Annotated in this window: 8 protein-coding genes; 6 read left to right on the top strand and 2 right to left on the bottom strand. The window is 61.3% G+C overall.

Going from position 1 to position 20,894, the window contains the following annotated elements:
* The first annotated feature begins 2 nt into the window (after positions 1–2).
* The 4 genes from H1B37_RS18340 to H1B37_RS18355 all read left to right on the top strand — a co-directional run bounded on the left by H1B37_RS18340 (position 3) and on the right by H1B37_RS18355 (position 13,315).
* Positions 3–656, top strand: a complete 654-nt coding sequence (locus H1B37_RS18340; RefSeq protein WP_182868110.1) for a hypothetical protein — start codon at positions 3–5, stop codon at positions 654–656.
* 475 nt (positions 657–1,131) lie between these two features.
* Positions 1,132–4,734 (top strand): hypothetical protein, encoded by a 3,603-nt coding sequence (locus H1B37_RS18345; protein WP_182868111.1) that lies wholly within the window; start codon positions 1,132–1,134, stop codon positions 4,732–4,734.
* Positions 4,731–12,374 carry a brain acid soluble protein 1 gene (locus tag H1B37_RS18350; RefSeq protein ID WP_182868112.1) on the top strand — a complete coding sequence of 2,548 codons (7,644 nt, stop codon included), beginning with the start codon at positions 4,731–4,733 and terminating at the stop codon, positions 12,372–12,374. The genes H1B37_RS18345 and H1B37_RS18350 overlap by 4 nt, the downstream gene beginning before the upstream one ends.
* Before the next feature lie 176 nt (positions 12,375–12,550).
* The gene (locus tag H1B37_RS18355) at positions 12,551–13,315 is read left to right on the top strand and encodes a hypothetical protein (protein ID WP_182868113.1); all 765 of its coding nucleotides are present in this window, start codon (positions 12,551–12,553) and stop codon (positions 13,313–13,315) included.
* A gap of 107 nt (positions 13,316–13,422) precedes the next feature.
* Here the strand turns inward: H1B37_RS18355 and H1B37_RS18360 are convergent, their stop codons facing one another.
* A complete protein-coding gene (locus H1B37_RS18360) occupies positions 13,423–14,751 on the bottom strand; it encodes a 3-deoxy-D-manno-octulosonic acid transferase (protein ID WP_182868114.1) in 1,329 nt (442 codons plus the stop codon).
* Between the two features lie 133 nt (positions 14,752–14,884).
* The gene (locus H1B37_RS18365) at positions 14,885–18,601 is read right to left on the bottom strand and encodes a preprotein translocase subunit SecA (protein WP_182868115.1); all 3,717 of its coding nucleotides are present in this window, start codon (positions 18,599–18,601) and stop codon (positions 14,885–14,887) included.
* A 353-nt stretch (positions 18,602–18,954) separates the two neighbouring features.
* Between H1B37_RS18365 and rpiB the strand changes: the two genes are divergently transcribed.
* Both rpiB and aroC read left to right on the top strand, forming a co-directional pair.
* Entirely contained in the window at positions 18,955–19,464 is a 510-nt protein-coding gene (rpiB, locus tag H1B37_RS18370) for a ribose 5-phosphate isomerase B (RefSeq protein ID WP_182868116.1), read from the top strand.
* Between the two features lie 146 nt (positions 19,465–19,610).
* Positions 19,611–20,879: a chorismate synthase gene (aroC, locus tag H1B37_RS18375; RefSeq protein WP_182868117.1), complete on the top strand. Its 1,269-nt coding sequence runs from the start codon at positions 19,611–19,613 to the stop codon at positions 20,877–20,879.
* Positions 20,880–20,894: the final 15 nt, after the last annotated feature.

The following is a 20,894-nucleotide window of genomic DNA, read 5'->3' on the forward strand; positions in this document are numbered from 1 at the left end:
GGTTGACGGCCCCAAATCGAATCGGCGTCGCGGCATGGCAGATCGGCGATTCGATTTGGAGAATCGATGCCCGCGGAGAACGCGACGCGGTGGCGCTGGTGGTCGGACAGGAACGGATCGCCTTGGTCGCGTCGGATGACCAGGCGTTGCCGCCACTGGACGAGCAATTCGTTCGCAACGACCAGTTGCACTTTTCGTTTCCGCAGACCGACCGCAGCCAATTCGGGTTCCGGTTGGTGGTTCGCCCGGTTCCGCTGGAAGGTTGCGGTGCCGACGGTACCCACATCGCGTTGGAGTTGTTGGTATCGGTCCAGACCACCTTGTTGGATTCGCACCCCACGCTGGACCTGGTGTTGCCCGCACGCGGTGGGGCTCGCGATGAAGCTGGCGCTCAGTCGGGAAGTCGCGTTTACCACGCCGACAACGGAGATTTCGGTGCGGCGGTCATCTTGGGGCCCCAGGACGTCGCATCGTCCGTGGCGATCGATCAGCCTGGCGAGCAGCGATTACGGCTGTTCGGCGAGTTCCTTGAAAAGGGAGTGATTCGGCGGGCGCGGCCTTGGTTGGTCGTCGATCGCACCAGCGGTTCGGTCGCGCCCCGGTGGATTCGGGCGGCCAGCGACGCCCTGGCGGAAAGTCCGCTGCCGCTCAGCTAGTCGCCGTTTGCTCTGGAAGCAGATGCCGGTCGGCCATCGGCTCACGATTGTTTCGGTTGCGATTAAATCGACAGCCCGCCAGGGAGGATTGCGTCTTGACTTGGTGCGCATGCCCGCGGGCGAAGCAGACCATTTTTCGTTCAGCGGTTGTCGCGTCCGCCCGTGGTTTCGCTTTACGGGCCGATCGCCGCCCCTTTGGGCCGAATGTGAGGGAAGTGCAGATTGGCGCGGCTGGACGATTTGGCGTCCCGTCGGATGTACGGACCGGTGAAATCCGCTGCACAACGGCTCGCTTTTGCTGTTTCCGGTTGCGTGGTTTGCGTAAACTAAAGGGCTGATCACTGAACGGATTGTCCATCTTTGACGGACGCATCGCCCGCTTCCTTCTCCTTTCGCATTTCGCCACGTGCAGCTTGCCTGCGAGTCCGGGTCGGCTCGCCGCGTTGCCGCAGACCGTCTCGAGTCCATCTGGTTTATGTATCGCACCGATTCGGTAACGAACCTCTTTTCGGCGACATTGATGCCCGCCGGATCGATCGCTGCGTCGCTGCTCAGGTGGGTGGGGATGGTCGTTTTCGTCGCCAGCGTTTGGGGGGGGGGCGGTGTGCCGAGTTACGCCCAGCCACCGGGGACGTATCCGCCGGCGGAAATCCTGCGTCCTCCGTCGACGCCGGCCGAGTCGGGAAAGTTGCCGATCAAGGGGATGATGTTTCTGGACGTCTCCGAGAACGCGATTTACGCCCCGGGGATGAAGTACGAGCAGTATTTGGAACTCGAGCGGGGCGGCACGAACCAGACGCGTCGTTATGTGTTCGACACGGTCAAGATCGACGGTCGGGTGGACGGCAATCGTGCGGAGTTGTCGGTGGAGGTGCGTGTGGCCGTCGATGCGACCGCCGAGGAGACGATCGAGATTCCACTGGCGATGGAAAACTTTCACCGTTTGGGGCCGGTGGAATTCTTTTCCGGCGCCGAAAACGGCAACAAACTGGCCGTGGCGGTCGACCAGGATTCGGGGGACTACGAATTGCTCGCCTCGGTCGCCAAGGACACCGTGGTGGGGTTTCGCATGCAGATGTCGGCTCGGGTCGAGACCGACGTGGTGCACGCATTGGACTTTCGTTTGCCGGCCTCGGCGACGGAGATCAGTTTGGTCAGTGACTCGCGCGAGGTTGTCGGGGTGATCCCCAATCGCGACGACGAAGTCATTGAAACATCGACCGACGAGGCGGGCCGCAGTCAGTTCAAAGTGATCAGCAGCGGCGGCCGCTTCACGTTGCAGTGGGGCACGATGGATCGCCCCGTCTCGGTCCCGCTGTTGGAAGCGACCAGCGGGATTTCCATGCAATGGAATTCTCCCCAAGATCCGTTGCTGCAAAATATCAAGATGACGGTGCGAGATTCGCGCGGTCCGATCTCTAGTTTCCGGCTCCGGATTCCGCCCGGGGCATCGTTGCGCGACGATCCCAAGCTGATCACCAGCGGTCAATTCGGTCAACAAGTCGAACTCTCCAAACCCGATGCCGGCGACGCCGAGCTGTTCCAGGTCACGATTCCGAAATTCGAACGTCGGCAGAGCATCGTGTTGGAATTTCGTTTGGAGATCCCCAGCGATTCACCGACGGCCAAGAATCCGCTCGGCTTGCAAGTCCCCGTGGTGGAGGAAGCGCTTCGCAACCAGGGCACGATCAATATCACGACCGGGGCAGATTATCGTCTGCGGTGGCACCAGCGTTCGTATGTCAAAAACACGACACCGGCCGCCGAGGACGAAACGGCGGTTGATCAGCGGAGTTATTCGTTTCAATTCATCCGTGGGGCGTTCACGTTGCCGATCTGGCTGGACGCGACTAAACGCGAATTCCGCGTGTCCAGCGAGTGCGACATCGAACTGCGGGACAACTCCGCGAACCTTTCGATGGAAATTGAATCGATCGGAAACGGTAATCGATCTCAATTGTTGAGCGTCGATCTGGCGGATTGGCAGGCGCCCCGAATTGAAAACGCTCGCACCGGTGCTCCGCTGGCGTGGTACGAGTCGGACGACTTGATCGAAATCGAAGTGAATTACACGGGAATGGAAGAGAGCATTCCGGTGCTGATCAAGGCGCGACGCCCGATCGACGATTCGTCGGGAGAACAAGCGGATGAAGACGATCGGCACGTCGAGTTGCCGGTGCCGCGGATCGTCGGGTCGGGAGACCGCCGCGACCCGATCACGATTCAAGAAGCCATCGTGCGGCTTTCCGGCAAAGGGCGACGTTCGTTCGTCGTCGACTTGGAACGCTCGTCCCATCTGGAACGTTCGGCCGATGCCGAAGCCGCCGCACTCGAGCGGGGCGGCAATGGCGAGCGTGTCGCCGACGACCCCACGCAAATCGGAAATACGACGCGGGTGTTCGCCGTGATGCCACCCGAGTCGGCCGCCCGCATCGTCGGTCAGATGGTTCAACGCCCGCCACGAATCAGTCTGGAACACACCGCCAACGTCAAATTGATCGGCGACCAATTGGTGACCACCGTCACGTGGCGGATCGAAACCCCGGTCGACTTGGAAGGGCGGTTGCGGATCGCGATCCCCGAACCGAGTCAGGAGATGATCGAGGCCGTGTCGACCGACACGTCATCGGAGGATTCCGGCGTCGACGCGGATGACGACTCCGCCAATGCGGCCGAGAGACAGGGCGACAACGCAATCAAACGATGGTCGGTCGAGGTCAACGACCGGGCGGCGCAGTTGCAGGCGGTCACGCCCGACGCAGTCGCGGATCGCCCGCAGGTGACCGAGACGCAGGCGACCGAGACGCAGGCGACCGAGACAGGATCGCAAAGCCTGCAGTGCGATCTTGTTTCCGACGCGCTCGCCGACGGCACGATGGAAGTCCGGTTCATTCACTCCGAAGTGGTCTCTTTCGATCCCGATGCCCCAGAAAAGTTGGTCGAGATCGGGTTGCCCTATCCGATCGTCCAGGACATCACGCTGCGGGGAAAGGTCGAATTGGAGTTGCTGGGCGGTGAATCGCATGACATCACGCCGGCGGAAAAATCGTTGACCGATCAATTGGTCTTTCGCACGCTGCCGACGAAAACGGTTCCGCTGCGAATTTCGCCGAGGGCGCCGGCGAAAAGCGAATTGCTGACCGGTAAGATCGTGGTGCGAACGGCGATCAGCGAAATCTCCCAGCACGACCAAGTGATCGCCAGTCTGGAAGGGACCGGCGAGTTTGAATTGGATCTGCAGTACCCCGATCAAACCGACATTGAAGTCACACTCAACGGCGAACCGGCGGCGTACAAACTGGTGGCTGACCGATTGGTCGTGCGTGTCCCGTCGGACATGCAGCAGCATCTGATCGATGTCCGCTTGTGGGTCGACCGAACCGGCGGCGGCCTGTTTCAAACCATCACGCCGCTGGCCCACGTCGGCCCGGGGACCGGCCAGCTGATTTGGCAGTTGACGGTACCGTCAGATTGCCACTTGGTTTGGGCCACACCGTCGGTCGGCCGCGAGATGCAGTGGGGATTCGACCGTTGGCGATTGATCCGCAGCCCGTTGATGACCGAGACCACGCTGATCAATCGGGTCGCGTCGGCACAGCCCGAGGCGATCGATTTGAGCCCGATGCCGATGGGCAATCGTTACCTGTTTTCATCGATGGATGACCGCACGTTCCGCACGATGGTCGGCACACGCACCATCTTGTGGATCATCGTCGCCGGTGTCATCGTGTTCGTGGCCGCGGTGCTGACGTACATCCCCGCGACCCGCAGTCCGTTTTCCGCGGTCGTCGCGATCGTCTGTTTCGCAGGGTTGTTGGCCGTCGCTCCGGATGCCGCCATCCTGGTCGGACAGGTCACGATGTTGTCGCTGGTACTGGTCATCGTGATGTTGGCGATCCGCAATTTGGTGCTGCCGACGCCGTCACGCGTGTTGACCAGCACCCGCGAGACCCGATTGGATTCGTCGACGCAAAGCCGTCGTCAACCGCCCGATTATCGACCGCCCAGCAGTATCGCCGTGACCCATTCGATCGGCCCGGAGGACGTCTCAAAGTCTGCCGACGAGGTGGCTTCATGACCCCGGCGACGACCGACCACTTCGCCTGCCGCGGTGGGCGTGACGCGGCATCGTTGCAGCACCCGGCGAGGGTTGGCTGTCAATTTTCCGGCGGCCGTTGCGGCGTCCCATGGCGGCTGATGGTCGTGTTGATCGCGGTCGGCTTTTCGCTGCTGGCGACCCGACAGACACACGGCCAACAAGACCAGCAGGCGCCGCTGGCAGTCGAGCAACCCGCCGAGGGGCCCCAGCCCGAAACCGATCCGCCCACGGCCGAGCCGGAGTCCAACGACGGACCTCCATCAGCCGAAGAGCCGTCAGCCGAAGAGCCGTCAGCTGAAGAGCCATCAGCTGAAGAGCCATCAGCTGAAGAGCCATCAGCTGAAGAGCCATCAGCTGAAGAGCCATCAGCTGAAGAGCCGTCAGCTGAAGTGCGGACAGCGGAAGAGTCGATGGACAAGGCTGCGGACGACGAGGCCCCGGCCATCGACTCCCCCGAGTCAGGCTCTCCCGAGGGCGAGCCAGCGGCTGCCGGGGGAAACGATCCGCTGTCGGGTGATGACGCATCGTCACCGCTGGATCGTTGGACGCTGCCGTTGCCGCTGCGTGACCGCGACGGTCGGCCGTTGCGACCGATCGGGATATTTCTTTCCCAGATCGTCGACCTGGTGCCGGCGGAATTTCGCGCCGTCTCGATCCGAGACCTGCAGCAGGCGATCGGCAACGGCGCCGAGCGATTCGCCGATTCCAATCAGGCCCGTCTGGTCAGCGGGTTCTATGACATTCGGCTGGACGAAAACCTGTTGGTCAGCGAAGGCAGCAAGTTGGTTTTGGAGCACAAACGCCGCCCGATCATTCGTCGCAAGTTGGGAGCGGTCAATTTGGCGATCAGCGGTTCCCCCGGCGGTCTGCGATCGCCACTTTCGGCCGGCCGGGGAAATCTTCCCCGGTTGGAAATCGACTATTCCGGCGAGTTGGTGGCGGTGATTCCGGGGACGCCGCCGGCGGCCGGGTTTTCCGCCGCCGGCGAACCATCCGACGGTCCGGCCGGCACTGCGGCAGTCGCCCCAAGTGAATCGGACGCCGCGGCCGGTATATCGGACGGATGGTCCCAATCCGAGATCCGGTTCGGATGGACGTTGCGAAGCCAATCGGTGGGCGCGGCCAAGCGGTTTGACTTGCGTCTGCCGCGGACTTCGCAGACGCGGCTGGTCATTTCCACGCCCAGCGACATCGTTCTGGAGTCCAAACAAGGGGTGTTGGTCGAGCGTCCCGGTCCGCCGCCGGATGCGGACGTGCAAACGCGAACGGGCGACATCCGTTGGTACGTGCTGGAAGCCGGCGGTCTGAATCGGCTGGAGATCGATGCCCGCCGGCGATCCGAAGGCGAAGCGAACCAGCCGCTGTTCATCCGACGCGAATCCAAGCAGTACGAAGTGGACTTGTCGGGCGTGTCGTGGATCCACCGGATGACATTGCAGTTTCCACGCCAACGCAATCGACTGCGTTTGCGTTTGCCGCTGGGGACCGTCACGGCGATCCGAGCCAATTCGGTCGAAGCGCCGTATCAGGTGTTACGGCGCCAGGACGGACAATCGTTGATCGACGTCGATCTGCCCGGCGGCTTGGTCGGCGTCATCGATTCGGTCCCCGAGAACGCACCGGCAGGCGCGTTGCGGAACGAGCCGGCGTCAGAGTTGTTGACGTTGACGATCGAGGGGACGTCGAATTGGAATCTCAGCGACGGGCATTGTGAATTGCCGTCGGTGACACCCGACGAGCCGAACGTGTTGTGGACCGAAGCGTCCACACAAACCATCGTCGCGGTGATGGACCCTTTGGAAGTCGCCCAGTGGGACCTGCCACCGACCTGGCGACAATCGATCCAGACGCCCACGCGGGCCGGCGAGACGTTATTGATCGCCGACGGTCCGCCGCCACAAAACGCCCAACCCGATGCGGTCGGTTCACGCCTGACGTTGATCGAAAAAGAAGAGCGGTTCATCGAAGCGGTCTGGACGCGGTTGCGGGTTCAACCAACCCCCGCACCGGAGGTCCGTGCCAACAGCCGCATCCGTTGTCGATTGTTGCAGAATCATCAGTCTCCGTTTCACGTGGACGTCAATCCGGATTGGACCGTCGACTCGGTCACGGTCGTCGGTTCGGGACGTCGAATCACGGTGCCCGTGGATGCCGACCGTTGGGTGATTTGGCCGACGCCCAGCGAAGCGGCGCAGGCGACGTTGGAGATCGAGGTGATCGCGCGAAAGAATTTGCCTCGAAATCGCAACCGTTTGACCATGGCGTCGACCTGGATCGTGCGACCGGTACAGCACGTGGGGGAACATGTGATTTCGATTCAACCGCCACCGCTGCGCCGTTGGGATGGCAATTCGGTGATGCTGCAGGGGCGATTCGAATCGTCCACGATGGATGAAGAATCGATCGCGTTTTTTCAACCGACATCGGAAACATTGTTGATCCGCAGCCCGACCGGGGAAATCCCCGAGGTCACTTTGGAACCGGTCGATGATTCCTTCGGGGTCGCGCTGCGTCATGTGATCGAAACCGAAGGCAACGATGTTTCCGAAACCATCATCGTGCGGGCCGAGACGACGCAACCGATTTCAGAACTCTCGGTGCTGACCGGCAACGCCCGGCAAGAAGCATTCAGTTGGTCGTTGCGTCGAACCGATCAGTCGGCGACGGTCAGCCTGCCCGGTTCCAGCGTCCAGCGGGTGCCGGCCGATCCGTTGGGGACTTATGTGATCACGCTTGAAGGTCGCGACCTCCGACAGTTCGAATTGGTCGGGCGACGCTTCTTTCCGGTCCAAGACCGATTGACCCTTTCGCTGCCGAGTGTGCGCCGGACCCGCGGGCAAACCGCCGAAGTCACGATCGACGCCAGCTGGGAGATCTCCCAGATTCCTCCGGGGGTTCAGTTGGTTCCCGGGACCGAAACGAATCAGGCGACGTGGGTTGCCGGCGATCAACCACAATACCTTCGATACGAACCGCTGCTCCGCCCCGAGATCCGATTGCGGCGGGCGCGCCCGGAGGCGGCGGCGTGCCTGATTTGGAACCAACGCTTCGAAGTGGTCGCCAACAGTCGCAATGAAGACCTGTTCCATTTGACCGCCGAGGTGTCCACACGCAAGCCGATTCATGTTTCGTACGATCACGAATTGGAAATCGTGTCGGTGTCCCGGAACGGGGTTCGCCGTGATCCCGATCGATCCGAGGTGGGGGAGATCTGGATCGATCCGGAGCGACAGAGTGATCAAATCGCCGTGTTGATGCGGCGGCGTCACTCATCAAGCGACTGGTTTCGTCGATGCCAGGTTCCGCGTGTCGAGGTGAAAGGCAATGTCATTCGGCAACAGGTGTCGTATCAATCCGGCCCGGGATCGCTGTTGTTGCACCGTACGAGCAATGCACTCGCCGACCCGTCGGTCCCGTCGGGCCGAGGGACGGTGTTGATCTTGGTCGCCCGGGACGTGGCGATCGGACTGGGCTGGCTGGTCGCGACGGTCGTCTTTTTCCTGGCATGGTCGATCGCTCGCTGTTTCTCGCTGGGCGTCCACTGTTTGTTCGTGTTGACCGTGCTCTCGATCAGCGGGGCCGTCATCTGGTGGCCGGCTCAAACCGCCATCGTCGGCTGGATTGCCGTGCCGCTTTCGGCCGCGGCTCTATTACATGTGGTGATGGCCGATCGATGGAAAAAAACGGTCACCGGCACTGGTGCCAGCGGGGCGCTACGACTGGACGACACTCGATCGCAACAGGCCGCCCGTGACCGCTCGGCGGACTTCTCCGTGTCGGTGCCGCACTCGGTCTTGGCGTTGGTGATCGGAGCCTCCGCGACGATGGGTGGCGGCCTGATGGCCCAGGAGTCCAGCGGCGAGGATGCCCGACGCGACTCGGACAGCGGCGCTGTCGAAACGGCCGCGAACGACCCGATCGAACTGTTGGTGCCGCTGGATCCCAGCTATGTGCCGGTCGGCGACAAGGTCTACATGTCGCGGGCGGACTACGAATCGATTCGATCGGATGTCGATCCGGACCGCCCCGTGGATGCCCAATTCCAATCGGCCGAGTACCGCGTCGTTCTGGCGCCGCCGCGCGATGCGGCCGATTCGATTACCGTCGAGGTCCAAGCAGACTATCAAATTCAATTGTTGCGGGAATCGACGCGGGTGCGGTTGCCCGTCCGCGCCGACCTGTTGCGGCGGATCGAATTGGTGAGCGACGGTGAGACGCAAATCATCCGTTTCACCGTGGATGAACGTGGCATGGTGACCGCCGCGATCCCGTCCAGTCGTCAGAGTCTGTTGCGGTTGACCTACCTGCCGTCGGTGTCGACGCTCGGGGCTGGTCCGGGAATCGTCGGCGGCGACGGTGCTGGCGGCGGCGGGCCGCCTTGGGACGAACGTGATGCCGGGCAACCGCTTGCCGATCGGCCCATGGCTGGCGGTGTCATGGCTGGCGGTGTCGAGGCTGGCGGTGTCGAGGCTGGCGGTGTCGAAAACCTTGACGCGGCGTCGGGGCTGGCGGCGACGGTCATTCGATTGGCGATCCCTCCGATTCATGCCGCCAAGTTGATCGTCGAAGCGCCACGCGAAATCCAAGTCGAATCGCTCGGCGATCCGCTGGGCCGTTCCCTGTTTCGTGCCGAATTGGGACGCTACGAAGCGGACTTGGGACCGGTCCGTGAGTTGGCGATTCGATGTCGCGCCGTCAAACGGCCTGGGCAAGCGGCCGCACCGACCCTGCGTCGGGCGTACAGGATTTCGGCCGGAATCGAATCCACGATCGTCGAGTGCGAGATCACTCCGGAGGACAGCTTGCGCGAAGGTGACGCGTTGCAGTTGACGATCCTGGGCGGGCCGTCACCGAGTTTGACGTGTCTCGGTTGGGCGATGGAAGAAGCCGAACTGGCCGACAGCCCCGATCGTCCCGCCGGGCCCAATGCGTCGCCGGGAAGCGGAATTTACCGATTCGAAAAACAGTCCAGTGTCGACACTCCGATCCGATTGCTATGGCGTTTGCCCTCGGTGCTCAACGACCCGACGTCGACCGAAGACAGTAAGACGATGCCGATCCCCGAGGTGTTTTCGTCGGCCGCCCAGCGCTGGGCGGCCACCTTGTTCGCCATCGAATCGGCAGCCTCGATTCGCGTCAGCGAGTTGGCCAAGGGGTCCAAACCGGCCAGCGAAGACGAGTTTTTGGCGGCCTGGCGAGGCTATCCCGGAAAAATTCAACGGGCCTTTGTCATCCAGGACGCTTTTCCCTCCTTCGTGCTCTTGCAGGATAAATTTCCTACGCCGACTGCGCGATTGAATCATCGCTTGCACGTCGCGGAATCAAAGATGGAGCTGAGGTTGAAGGCTGATCTGGTCGACCTGCGGCCGAGTCTGCAACGCATCCGAATCACCATTCCTCCGCGGTTCCGTCTGGTCCGCTGTTTGGTCAATGACGAACCCATCACCTCCATGACGCCCCTGTTGGTCGACACCCCGGCCGGTATTCGGGCCGAGTTGTCGATCGGTGACAACCGAATCAACGGGGCCACCAAGATCGAATTGTTGGCCGAGAGCCGCATGCCGATCCGGGGGCGATCCCTGCTGCCCCGGTTCACCGTTTCATCCGACGGCCAGACGCGCGAAACCTATCGCATCACGCGTGAACGATCGCTGGACGTCCGCATGACACGGCCCGACGCCCCCCAGCTCGGCGAAGAGAACGTGCCCGGCGGAGAGGACGAGCCGGGGACTTGGAAGCCGGCCGCGTTGACGCAGGACGACTTGCTCGCCGGCCAGATTCCGGTCGTGTACGCTGAATTCAGTGGGACGCCGCCGGAGGATGATCCGATCGTGGTCAGCCGCCGCGCCGCCGGCTCGGTGTTTGCCTGTGACCAGATCACCAGGATGCGGTACGCCGACGGGCAGTGGTTCTGTGATACGTTGTTGGAATTGCCCGGCAGGTTGATTCCCGACTATGTCGATCTGACACTGCCGACACGCTGGGCGGCCGACTTGGACGTCAGTGGCGCAGCTGTGTGGGGAAAACGACAATCCAGTGACGACGTGGTGACCGTTGTCCGCGTTGCGGTGCCCGGCCAAGTGGTCCAATCGGCTCGCCGCGGCGAAGACGTGCGGCGCGTTCAGGTCACCGGAAGCTTGAAAAACCGAGACCAGGTGCGTGTCAGCGTTCCTGCGATCAACGTGTTGGACGCCAAGCTGCGCGATCAATTGATCGCCGTACCGGGCCAGTTGACGACCCAGGCGATCCAGTGGCGGGCTCAATCGGTACGGTCGATCAAACCCGATCCAAACGTGTTCGCGTCGTTCCAGAACGAGGTCGAATCGCCCGAACGCTATTCCTTCTATGCCCCGATCGAATCCAATTGGTCGGTCGAGCTGGAACCGCTGTTGCAAGCGACGATCAACCCGGTCGCCCTGTGCTGTGATGCAAGGGTTTTTCTCGACAGCGATCATGCGTTGGTCATGCAGCGCTTCGACATCTTGCCGGAAACACGCAACGAAGTCACCGTCGCTTTGCCCGTCGGTGCCAGTTGTATCGGCGTTTGGTCCGCCGGACGCGAAGTCGATTTGAGTGAGTTGCCTCCCGGCCGCGGCAGCCCGGACGAGGATTCCGACGAGGATTCCGACGATCTCCAAGCGTCGCGGCTGCGCGTCCCGCTGGCCTACAGTCGGTTGCCACAGTCGTTGGAGGTGTTGGTCGAAGTCCCGGTGTCGGGGCGGGCGATCACGAATTACTTGAGCGAACTGGTCGACGTGCCGACCCGTGATCGATGGGTCACGTTCTATCTATCGCCGCTGGTCGGTCAGAATCGACAATTGACGCTGGACCGCATGGATAGTGAGGCGGATCAAATTCCGGGCAACTCGGTACAGCAACGGTCGGCGCGGGCATTTGCCCTGGCCCAAAGTGTTGTGACCGCGATCGACCGCTCACGCGACATGCTGGCCGAACGAAGTGATGACGAAATCAAACGTTGGCTACTGCCCTGGATCGCGCGCTACCAGGCGATCGCCAGTCGCAGCGGACACACGTTCCGAATCGTGTCGGCGTCCGGCGAGGACGCGATCGGCGCCGCAGCGACGGCGACCAACGATATCACGAATCGTCGCTCGGACGGTGCAGTTGCAGATGCAGAACAGGGATCGAATCAAGCACCGCTGGCCGACGTCGATCCCGACGCCGAAAAACGGTGGCAGGCGTACGATCGACAATTGTTGCAACTGGTGGGGCGTTTCTTGCAATCCAATCCCCGGCTGCCGCAAACCCTGTTCGCACAACACCGGTTTTCGGAGTTTGAAGTCGCATCGATCGTCCGATTGGAGTCATTTGCCGACGGCCCGGTCTTGGTGCAATCGTTCACGCAACGCGAGTCGCTGCAGGACTTGCTGGTCAACGCGATCACGCTGGTGACGTTCGGATTGGCAGTGATTTTGATGTGGCCGTTTCGCGGCCGGTTCCAAACCTGGATTCATGAACCGGCGGTTTGGTTGTTCATCCTTGGCACCCTGGGGCTGTTTCTGATCCCGATTCCCTTGGCCGTGACCTTGATGGTCATCGCGGTGACCGTCCCCCTGATCAACCGGATGAAATCCAAGTCGGTCCCGACGGGAATGTAGCGCCGTTGGTGTCTAGCCTTCAGGCGATTCCCTGTCGCAGGTACGACCTCGAAAGGACGTCGTACAACCCTCCAGTCCCTTTCCAGATTCTTCACCTTTTCGGTAACACCCGTCCGTCGCCTCCGCTTGGCAGGGTGTTGGCACGAAAAAACAGTCATTTCACGGGGATTGGTTCGATGAAAGTTGCTTTGGCAAACGTCGCGTTTGGCTCGGTCCTGCTGCTTTCGATCTTGGCGGGGGCGAGATCGGCGGCGGCCCAGTCCGGTTCGAGCGGGTGCGATTCGGGCCACTGCCACAGCGGCCCCGTCCGGCACCACACCGTCCACTACGTTCGCCCGGTGTACGGACATGTCCAGTACGGCCATCGCGGCTACGGCTATGACCCTGCGTTCGGGCGTGCCGCGTTGATCCGGGCCGCGGCGACCGCCAACGTCTTGAACGCGAGTGCTCGAACCCAGCACCTGCACGCCGACCGGTTGGAAATGCAGAACAGCGTCGAATTCTTGGCAACCCGCTTGGAGCGGAAACAGATCAACAAACAGTCGCGATTCGGGCATCTACACGCTCGGGGCGAGCAAGTTCGCCAAGAAAAACGGGCTGCGGTGCAATTGGTTTCCCGCTCGGCACCACGCCGCCCGGTCGATCCGGTGACCGGTCAGGTCCACTGGCCGATCTTGTTGCAATCGAGCTACTACGAAAAGGCACGCGGACCGGTCGATCTGGTGTTTCACCAACGCAGCGTCGTCGGCCGCATCAACCCCGACCACTTTCTACCGATGCGAGATTGGATCGAGCGGATCGAAAAGGAGTTGAAGGCGAACGTCGCCTACTATGAGAAACGCGACTACTTGCAAGCCAAGGCGTTCCTGAGAAGTCTGATCGAGGAAGCCCGGATCGAGATCACGCCGGCTGCAACGCAAAGCCAATTGGCGGCGCGGTAGGGTTGATGCCTCGTCGCTTGGTTTTCGGGTAATGGACGAGGCGACGAGTCCATTGCCGCGACGAACTGCGAGGACTCCTCGCGTCGTCCACGACCGCTTAGCTGGCTTCATGCCGCCCGATGTTTGGATTCTGCTCCCGAGTCGATGAACCGGCCGATCGCTTCAATCGTCCGCTCGGTGGCGCCGCGATGTTGTTGGACGACCTGTTGGGCGGCGCGCCCGAGTGCGTCGGCCGCCGGGACGTCGTTCAAGCAACGCAGAACGAAGGATTCCAGTTGTGCGGCATCGTTGACACGAACCGCCCCTTCGGCATCGAGCAATCGCTCGGCGATGTCGGCGAAGTTGCGGGTGTCGGGGCCGAACGCGATCGCACTGCCATAACCGGCCGGTTCCAACATGTTTTGTCCGCCGCGGTCGCCGAAGGTCCCGCCGACGGTGGCGATCTGGCCGACGCCCCACCACGACCGAAGCTCGCCGATCGTGTCGATCAACAGCACTCGGTCGGCGGTCCATTTCAAGTGTTCCATCGAAACGTCGTCGGATCGACGGTGCGCGACCAAGCCATGTGATTCGATCAACTGGGCGACGCGATCAAACCGTTCTCGGTGACGCGGCACGAGAACGAAACGCAGTTCGGAATGCTGCCCGCTGAGTCGCCGATAGATGTCCAGCGCCATCGCCTCTTCGCCTTCTTGCGTGCTGCCGAAAACCCAGATCGCGTGCCAGGGATCGGCGCCCGCCCAGCGGAGACGCGATTGGACTTCGATGCAGTCCCGCGAATGCGGCGCATCGTCAAACTTCAGCGAACCGCTGATGGCGATCCGCGACGGCGGTGTGCCGCATTTGGCAAAATTCTCGGCCGACCTTTCGTCTTGGCATTGGACGTTGCTGAGCGATTGAAAGATCGATCGGGTCAGCCATCGGAATCGTTGGTAGCCGGCGGCACTACGATCGCTCAGCCGTCCGTTGATGACGACGACATCGATGTTTTGCTGTTGAGCGATCCGGATCAGGTTGGGCCACAGTTCCAGTTCCGCCAGCACCAACAGGCTCGGACGCAGACTGGCCAGGGTTCGTCGCACGGCCCACGAAAAGTCCAGCGGGCAAAAGAATACCCGGTCGGTTCCGAACCGCTCGGTGGCCAAGTCGTACCCGGTATCGGTACTGGAACTGATCACGATACGGGCGTGCGGATGTTGCACCTGCAGCCGTTTGACGACGCCGCCGAGCAAGTTGACTTCGCCCACGCTGACCGCGTGCAGCCAAATGCACGGTTCGTTTCGGTCGTCGCCCAGCAGACGCGATGCCTCGGTCGGCGTCAGCCCCCACAGTTTCTGCCTCCATCCGCGACGGTAGCGTCCATGTCGCACGCGGCGATACAGAATCCAGGGCGACAGCACCGACAGCGCGATCAAGTAGATGGCGTTGGCAAGCATGATGAGATTCCGTTCTCGGGGGGCATTCGCTCTCAGGCTCCGCCTGGGAACGAGTTTGGACGTAGCTACGCTCGCCAGAGCGTGGCAAACGCCGGAAATCCACCTTCTGGCGAAGGTAGCTACATTTGGCCGGTCACTTCCTCAGACAGCAGTTCTTGTATTTCTTGCCGCTGCCGCAGGGGCAGGGATCGTTGCGTCCGATTTTGACGCCGGTGTTTCGGATCGGTTCGGGTTTGGCGTCGGTTTGCTGGTTGCTCGCTTCGGCGGCTTGTTGAGCGGCCGTTTGCGTGGCGGCTTTGGTAGCGGTGGCAGTCCCGGCACTGCTGGAGACCGAGCCGACTTCGTCGTGCCGCGCTTTGGCGTCGACCCAGGTGCTGCGGATAAAGTCTTGGTTGAACGATTCCATGCGGAAGATCAACCCGGTGACTTGCTCGCCGACCGATTCCCACATGTTGTCGAACAGCCGCATGCCTTCGCGTTTGTATTCGACTTTGGGGTCCAGCTGGGCATAGCCTTTCAATCCGACGCTGCTGCGCAAGTGGTCCATCGTCAGCAGGTGGTTCTTCCACACATCGTCGACGATGTTCAGCAAGATTTGGCGTTCCATGCGGCGCATTTCAGGGTGGAATCGATCGTCGACGGCGCCGCCGACGGCCAGGGTCAGCTGTTGTCGATTCATCCGCGCCAAATCTTCGGCGTCGGCCGACGCGCCGAGTTCGCGTTTCATCCACTCGGTCAGGGTTTCCAGTTTGTCGGTGCCGCTGGTTGCCACGGCGGCGGTTTGATCGGGATCCGCGTTGCCGAACACGTTGTCGACCATTTCTTCGGCCTTGGCGTACATCGCACCGGCCGCATCGGCGGTTTCGCGACTGAACTGGGTCAGCTGGGTTTTCAAGTCGTCACGGTTCAGCGGGACGTCATCGATACCGATCGCCTTGTCGAAGCGACGTTTGATCCAGTCGACCAGGTTTTCGCGATCCAGGATGACCTGGGCGCCCTGTTGGACGGTGAACTGCGAGATGCCGGCCAGGGCCGGGTATTCGGTTTCCTTTTCCGTGTAGGCTTCTTCGGCGCGGGAGACCAGGGCCTTGGTGACGGCCCGACGGTCTTCGACATCGCGGAACTCTTCGGGGGTGGTTTCGATTCCGAATCGGTGTCGCATCCAACCGCACAGCACGCGGAGACCGTAGTCGGCGTCGAGGAACGGTTCGCCTTCGCTGAGGTCGACTTTTTCGATCGCTTCGTGACTCTTTTCGATCAGGGTATTGATCAGGTCATCACGTTCCATCTTTTTGAGTTGATGGTCCTGGTAATTGGTGCCCAGGGTGGTGTTGGACCATTTCGTCAGCGCCTTCCAGTTCCACTCGTCCTCCATCTCTTCGGGCAAGTTCTCTTCGACCACTTCCTCGACGGTGACTTCGGCGGCGCGTTCGGCTTGTTCGCGTGCGTAGCTGGTCGCCATCGAGATGTCCATGTTCAGGAAATCTTTGGCGTCCAGGGTGCATCCGAGTTGGGCGCCGGCGAAGGAGGCGAAGGTTTCCGCACCGTAGTCGGGCTCCAAGAACGTCTCGACCTGCTCTTGGATTTGGGCCCGGATCAGATCCAGGATCATCGTCCGGGAACTGTGACCGTCCAGCAGGTTTTGGCGGTAGCGATAAACACGTTTCCGCTGTTCGTCCATGACTTCGTCATAGTCCAACAAGCTCTTCCGCATTTCGAAGTTGCGTTCTTCGACCTTCTTTTGGGCCGCGGCGATGCGTCGCGTGACGAGCTTGGATTCCAGCGGTTCGTCTTCCCGCATGCCGATCCGCTCCATCATGTTCTTGACCCACTCGCCGGCGAAGATCCGCATCAGATCGTCTTCGAGTGACAAGAAGAAGCGGCTGGAACCCGGGTCGCCCTGTCGACCACAACGACCGCGAAGCTGCAGGTCGATGCGTCGCGATTCGTGTCGTTCGGTCCCCAGGACATACAGCCCGCCGAGCTCGCGAACGTGTTGGCCCTGCTCGCTCATCCCTTCGGCTTTGTCGATCGATTCGACCAGCTCGTTCCATTCGTCGTCGGGGACTTCCAGACGCGTCGGGTACTTGTGTTGCAGTTGTGCCCAAGCTTTCGTTTCGGGGTTGCCGCCCAGGATGATGTCGGTACCGCGGCCGGCCATGTTGGTGGCGATCGTGACGGCGTACTTGCGTCCGGCTTGGGAGACGATGTCGGCTTCGCGTTCGTGCTGCTTGGCGTTCAGCACTTCGTGTTTGACGCCGCGTCGCTCCAGCAATCGGCTCAGTTTTTCGCTCTTTTCGATGCTGACCGTTCCGACCAGGACCGGCCGTCCGGCATACTCGATCGTCGTGATCTTTGATTTGGAAATCGTGTCGGGGTCTTTTTCACCCTTGCCGATGAATTTGACCTGATCGTTTTGTTCCTCGGTGACCTTGCCCCATAACTCGGTCCCGTCCTTCATGACCAGCACATCCCACTTGTTGGTCCGTTCGATCTCTTCGGCCAGGGCTTTGTACTTGAACTCTTCGGTCAGGTAGATGACATCGGGGTGTTCGATCCGCTGCAGGCCGCGGTTGGTCGGGATCGCGACGACGTCCAGCTTGTAGATCTTCCAGAACTCGTTGGCCTCGGTCATCGCGGTCCCGGTCATCCCGGACAGCTTCTTGTACATCTTGAAGATGTTTTGCAGCGAGGCGGTGGCAAAGGTCTGGGTTTCCGGTTTGATCGGGACGCCTTCTTTGGCTTCGACGGCCTGGTGTAACCCGTCGCTCCATTGGCGACCGTCCATCAAGCGGCCGGTGAACTCGTCGACGATCACGATCTGACGATCTTTGACGACGTAATTGACGTCCAGCTTGTACAGGTAGTGGGCCTTGAGCGCGTTGTCGATCAGGTGCGGCCATTCCATGTTGCCGGCGGTGTAAAAACTTTCGACGTCGGCCAATCGTTCGGCTTCGCGGACCCCTTCGTCGGTCAGCGTGACGTTGTGTTGTTTTTCGTCGACGGTGAAATGTTCTTCTTTTCGCAGTGCCCGGGCGACGCGGTCGGCGTCGGCGTAGCGACCCAAGTCCATGTCGCTGGGGCCGCTGATGATCAACGGCGTTCGCGCCTCGTCGATCAGAATGTTGTCGACTTCGTCAATGATCGCGTAATTCAGCGGGCCTTGGCACTGTTGGGCTTCGGGCGGAAAGCGGTCATCGCCCTGGGCGGCCGGCCGCATGTTGTCTCGCAGGTAATCGAAGCCGAATTCGTTGTTCGTTCCGTAAGTGATGTCACAGCGATAGGCGGCTTGTTTTTCGCCGGTCGACATCCCGGACTGGATCGCGTTGACGGTCAGGCCTAGATTCATGTACAGCGGCGCCATCCACTCCATGTCACGTCGCGCCAAGTAATCGTTGACCGTGATGACGTGAACACCCTTGCCTTCGAGCGCGTTCAGGTAGGCCGGCAGCGTGGCGACCAGCGTCTTTCCTTCCCCGGTGACCATTTCGGCGATGTTGCCCTGGTGCAGCACCATGCCCCCGATCAGCTGGACGTCATAGTGACGCATGCCCAGGAAGCGTTTGCCGCCCTCGCGACAGACCGCAAAGGCTTCGATCAAGATGTCGTCCAACGATTCCCCGTCACGAATCCGCTTGCGGAACAATTGCGTCTGTTCCCGCAATTCCTCGTCCGTCATCGCCTCGTATTTGGGCTCAAGCGCGGTGATCTCCTCCGCTTTGGCCTGAAGCGCGGTGACTTGACGCGCGTTGGCCGATCCGAACACGGATGTGACCGCACGTTCAAAGGAGCTGAGGACACCGCCGAACACGGCGCCGGTGACATCTGCCAGGGTTTCAAAAAACGACATCGCTGAATCGCTTGCTAAGTTTTCGATGTTTGATTGGCCGCGAGCATACAGATTCGCCCGCAAGAGAGTCAGATTGGCAGCGCACCGCCCCCCGCGTCTAGAGCAGCCAATTTCGGGCCAATTAGACGAAAGTTCGGCTCGGCGCCACCTCAGGGGCTCCCCCCGGATCCGGCTCGGAGAAGCTAAATGCTTTGGGGGGCTTAGGTTAGGTTTTTTGGTTGTTCAGGTCAACGGCGATCGAAAACGGGGCTCACAAATGCCGACCGGGGCGGTTTACGCGGCTAACGAATTTTTCCTGCGGACGGTAAACTGTCGCTTCCGAACTCGTTTCCTGCTCCTCGTGCCCCCCATTCATGACCGATCCTAACCAACCCGGCAATCGACTCCGCGTCGCCATCGGCGGTGACCACGCCGGATTCCCGCTCAAACAGGTGGTTTCCCAGCAACTGGCCGCCGAACCCTTTGCGACCCTGGTCGGTGACATCATCGATTGCGGCACCGACAGCACGGCGCGCTGCGATTACCCAGATTTTGCCGTCGCGGTGTCCCGCGAAATCATTCTCGGTAACGCCGATCGCGGGATCGTGGTCTGTGGCAGCGGAGTCGGCGTGAGCGTCGCGGCGAACAAGATCCCGGGGATTCGTGCGGCGATCTGTCATGACACCTATTCGGCCCACCAAGGCGTCGAGCACGATGACATGAACGTGCTGTGCATCGGCGGGCGGATCATCGGCAGCGAATTGGCATTGGAAATCGTCCGCGCGTTCCTGGGGGCTCATTACACACCGGGCGAGCGGCACCAGCGGCGGTTGGACAAGGTGATGGAAATCGAGGCCCAAGGTCGCGACGCGTTGGGGCTTTGAGCGAATGGTTGTGGGATAGGCTTCCAGCCTGTCGATCGACAGGCTGGAAGCCTGTCCCACATTGCTGACTTTGACAGGCTGGAAGCCTATCCCACATTGCTGACTTTGACAGGCTGGAAGCCTATCCCACATTTTTTGAGGCTTTCATGGAAATTCTTGGCGGACCCTACTTCGGCGTCGCGGGTGCGGGGGAATCTCATGGCCCGGCGGTGACGACCATCGTGTTCGGATGTCCGGCCGGACTGATGATTCGGCGGGACCAGATCCAGCCGTTTCTGGATCGACGTCGACCCGGCGGCAACAAGTACGGCACGCCCCGCAATGAAAAGGACAAGGTCGTCTTCCTGTCGGGCCTGTATCAGACCGACCACGAGACGTTGCTCGGTGGCAACGAATCCGGTGGGTCGAAGATCAGCGTCGAAGTCGACGGCGCGCGGTTTGAATCCGAAGGCTACGAAGCGGGCTACACCACGGGCGAACCGATCGCCGCGATGGTGTTGTCGACCAGCAAAAAGTCGGGGGACTACACCCAATTCGTCGGCCCCAAGGGCCAAGTCCGTCCCGGTCACACGGATTTGGTCAAGTATCACAAGTCGCGCGGATTTGTCGATGTCCGTGGCGGCGGACGCAGCAGTTACCGCGTCACGATCAGCGATGTCGTCGGCGGCAGCATCGCGCGGTTGTTTCTGCAGCAGACCTTCGGAACGGTCCTGATGTCGTCGATCGACCAGGTCGGACCGCTCAAAGCGACGCGTTCGCTGGCCGACCGTTGCCAGGAGTTGCTGGCCAAGGGGGATTCGGTCGCGATCGATGCCGACGCCATCACCGCGTTGCAGCAGGAAATCGACAACGCCGTCATCCCCTCCATCGACGGTGACTTTGCAACCGAAGCGGCCGAATTGATCAAGCAGACTCGCAAGGCCGGCGACTCGCTTGGCGCAGGCGTCGAGGTGGTGGCGTTGAACGTGCCGCCGCTGTTGGGCGATCCCCTGTACCAGAGTTTGAAGGTGCGGATCATGGGGGCACTCGGCGGACTCAATGCCGTCCAGTCCTGTGAGGTCGGCTCCGGGGCGGCGGTGATTGAGCGGGTCGGCAGCGAGAACAACGATCCGATTCGCAGCGGCGGGTACGTCTCCAACACCCACGGCGGATTGATCGGCGGCATGACGACCGGCATGCCACTGGTGTTTCGGGTCGGATTCAAACCGACCTCCACGATCAACAAGCCGCAGCAGTCGGTCACCAAGGACCTGACGGAGATCGATTTTCAGCTCGAAAAAGGCCGCCATGATCCCTGTGTCGGCGTCCGCGCCGGCGTGACGCTGGAGTCGCGGGTGGCGATCGAGTTGATGAATGCGGCGCTCAGCCAGAAGGCGCAAAGTGTCGGCGAAGGCTTGCCGGGGTTGTTCGGGTGACCGATTCTTGCTGCC

The organism is Stieleria mannarensis, from assembly GCF_014154935.1.
GTDB lineage: Bacteria > Planctomycetota > Planctomycetia > Pirellulales > Pirellulaceae > Stieleria > Stieleria mannarensis.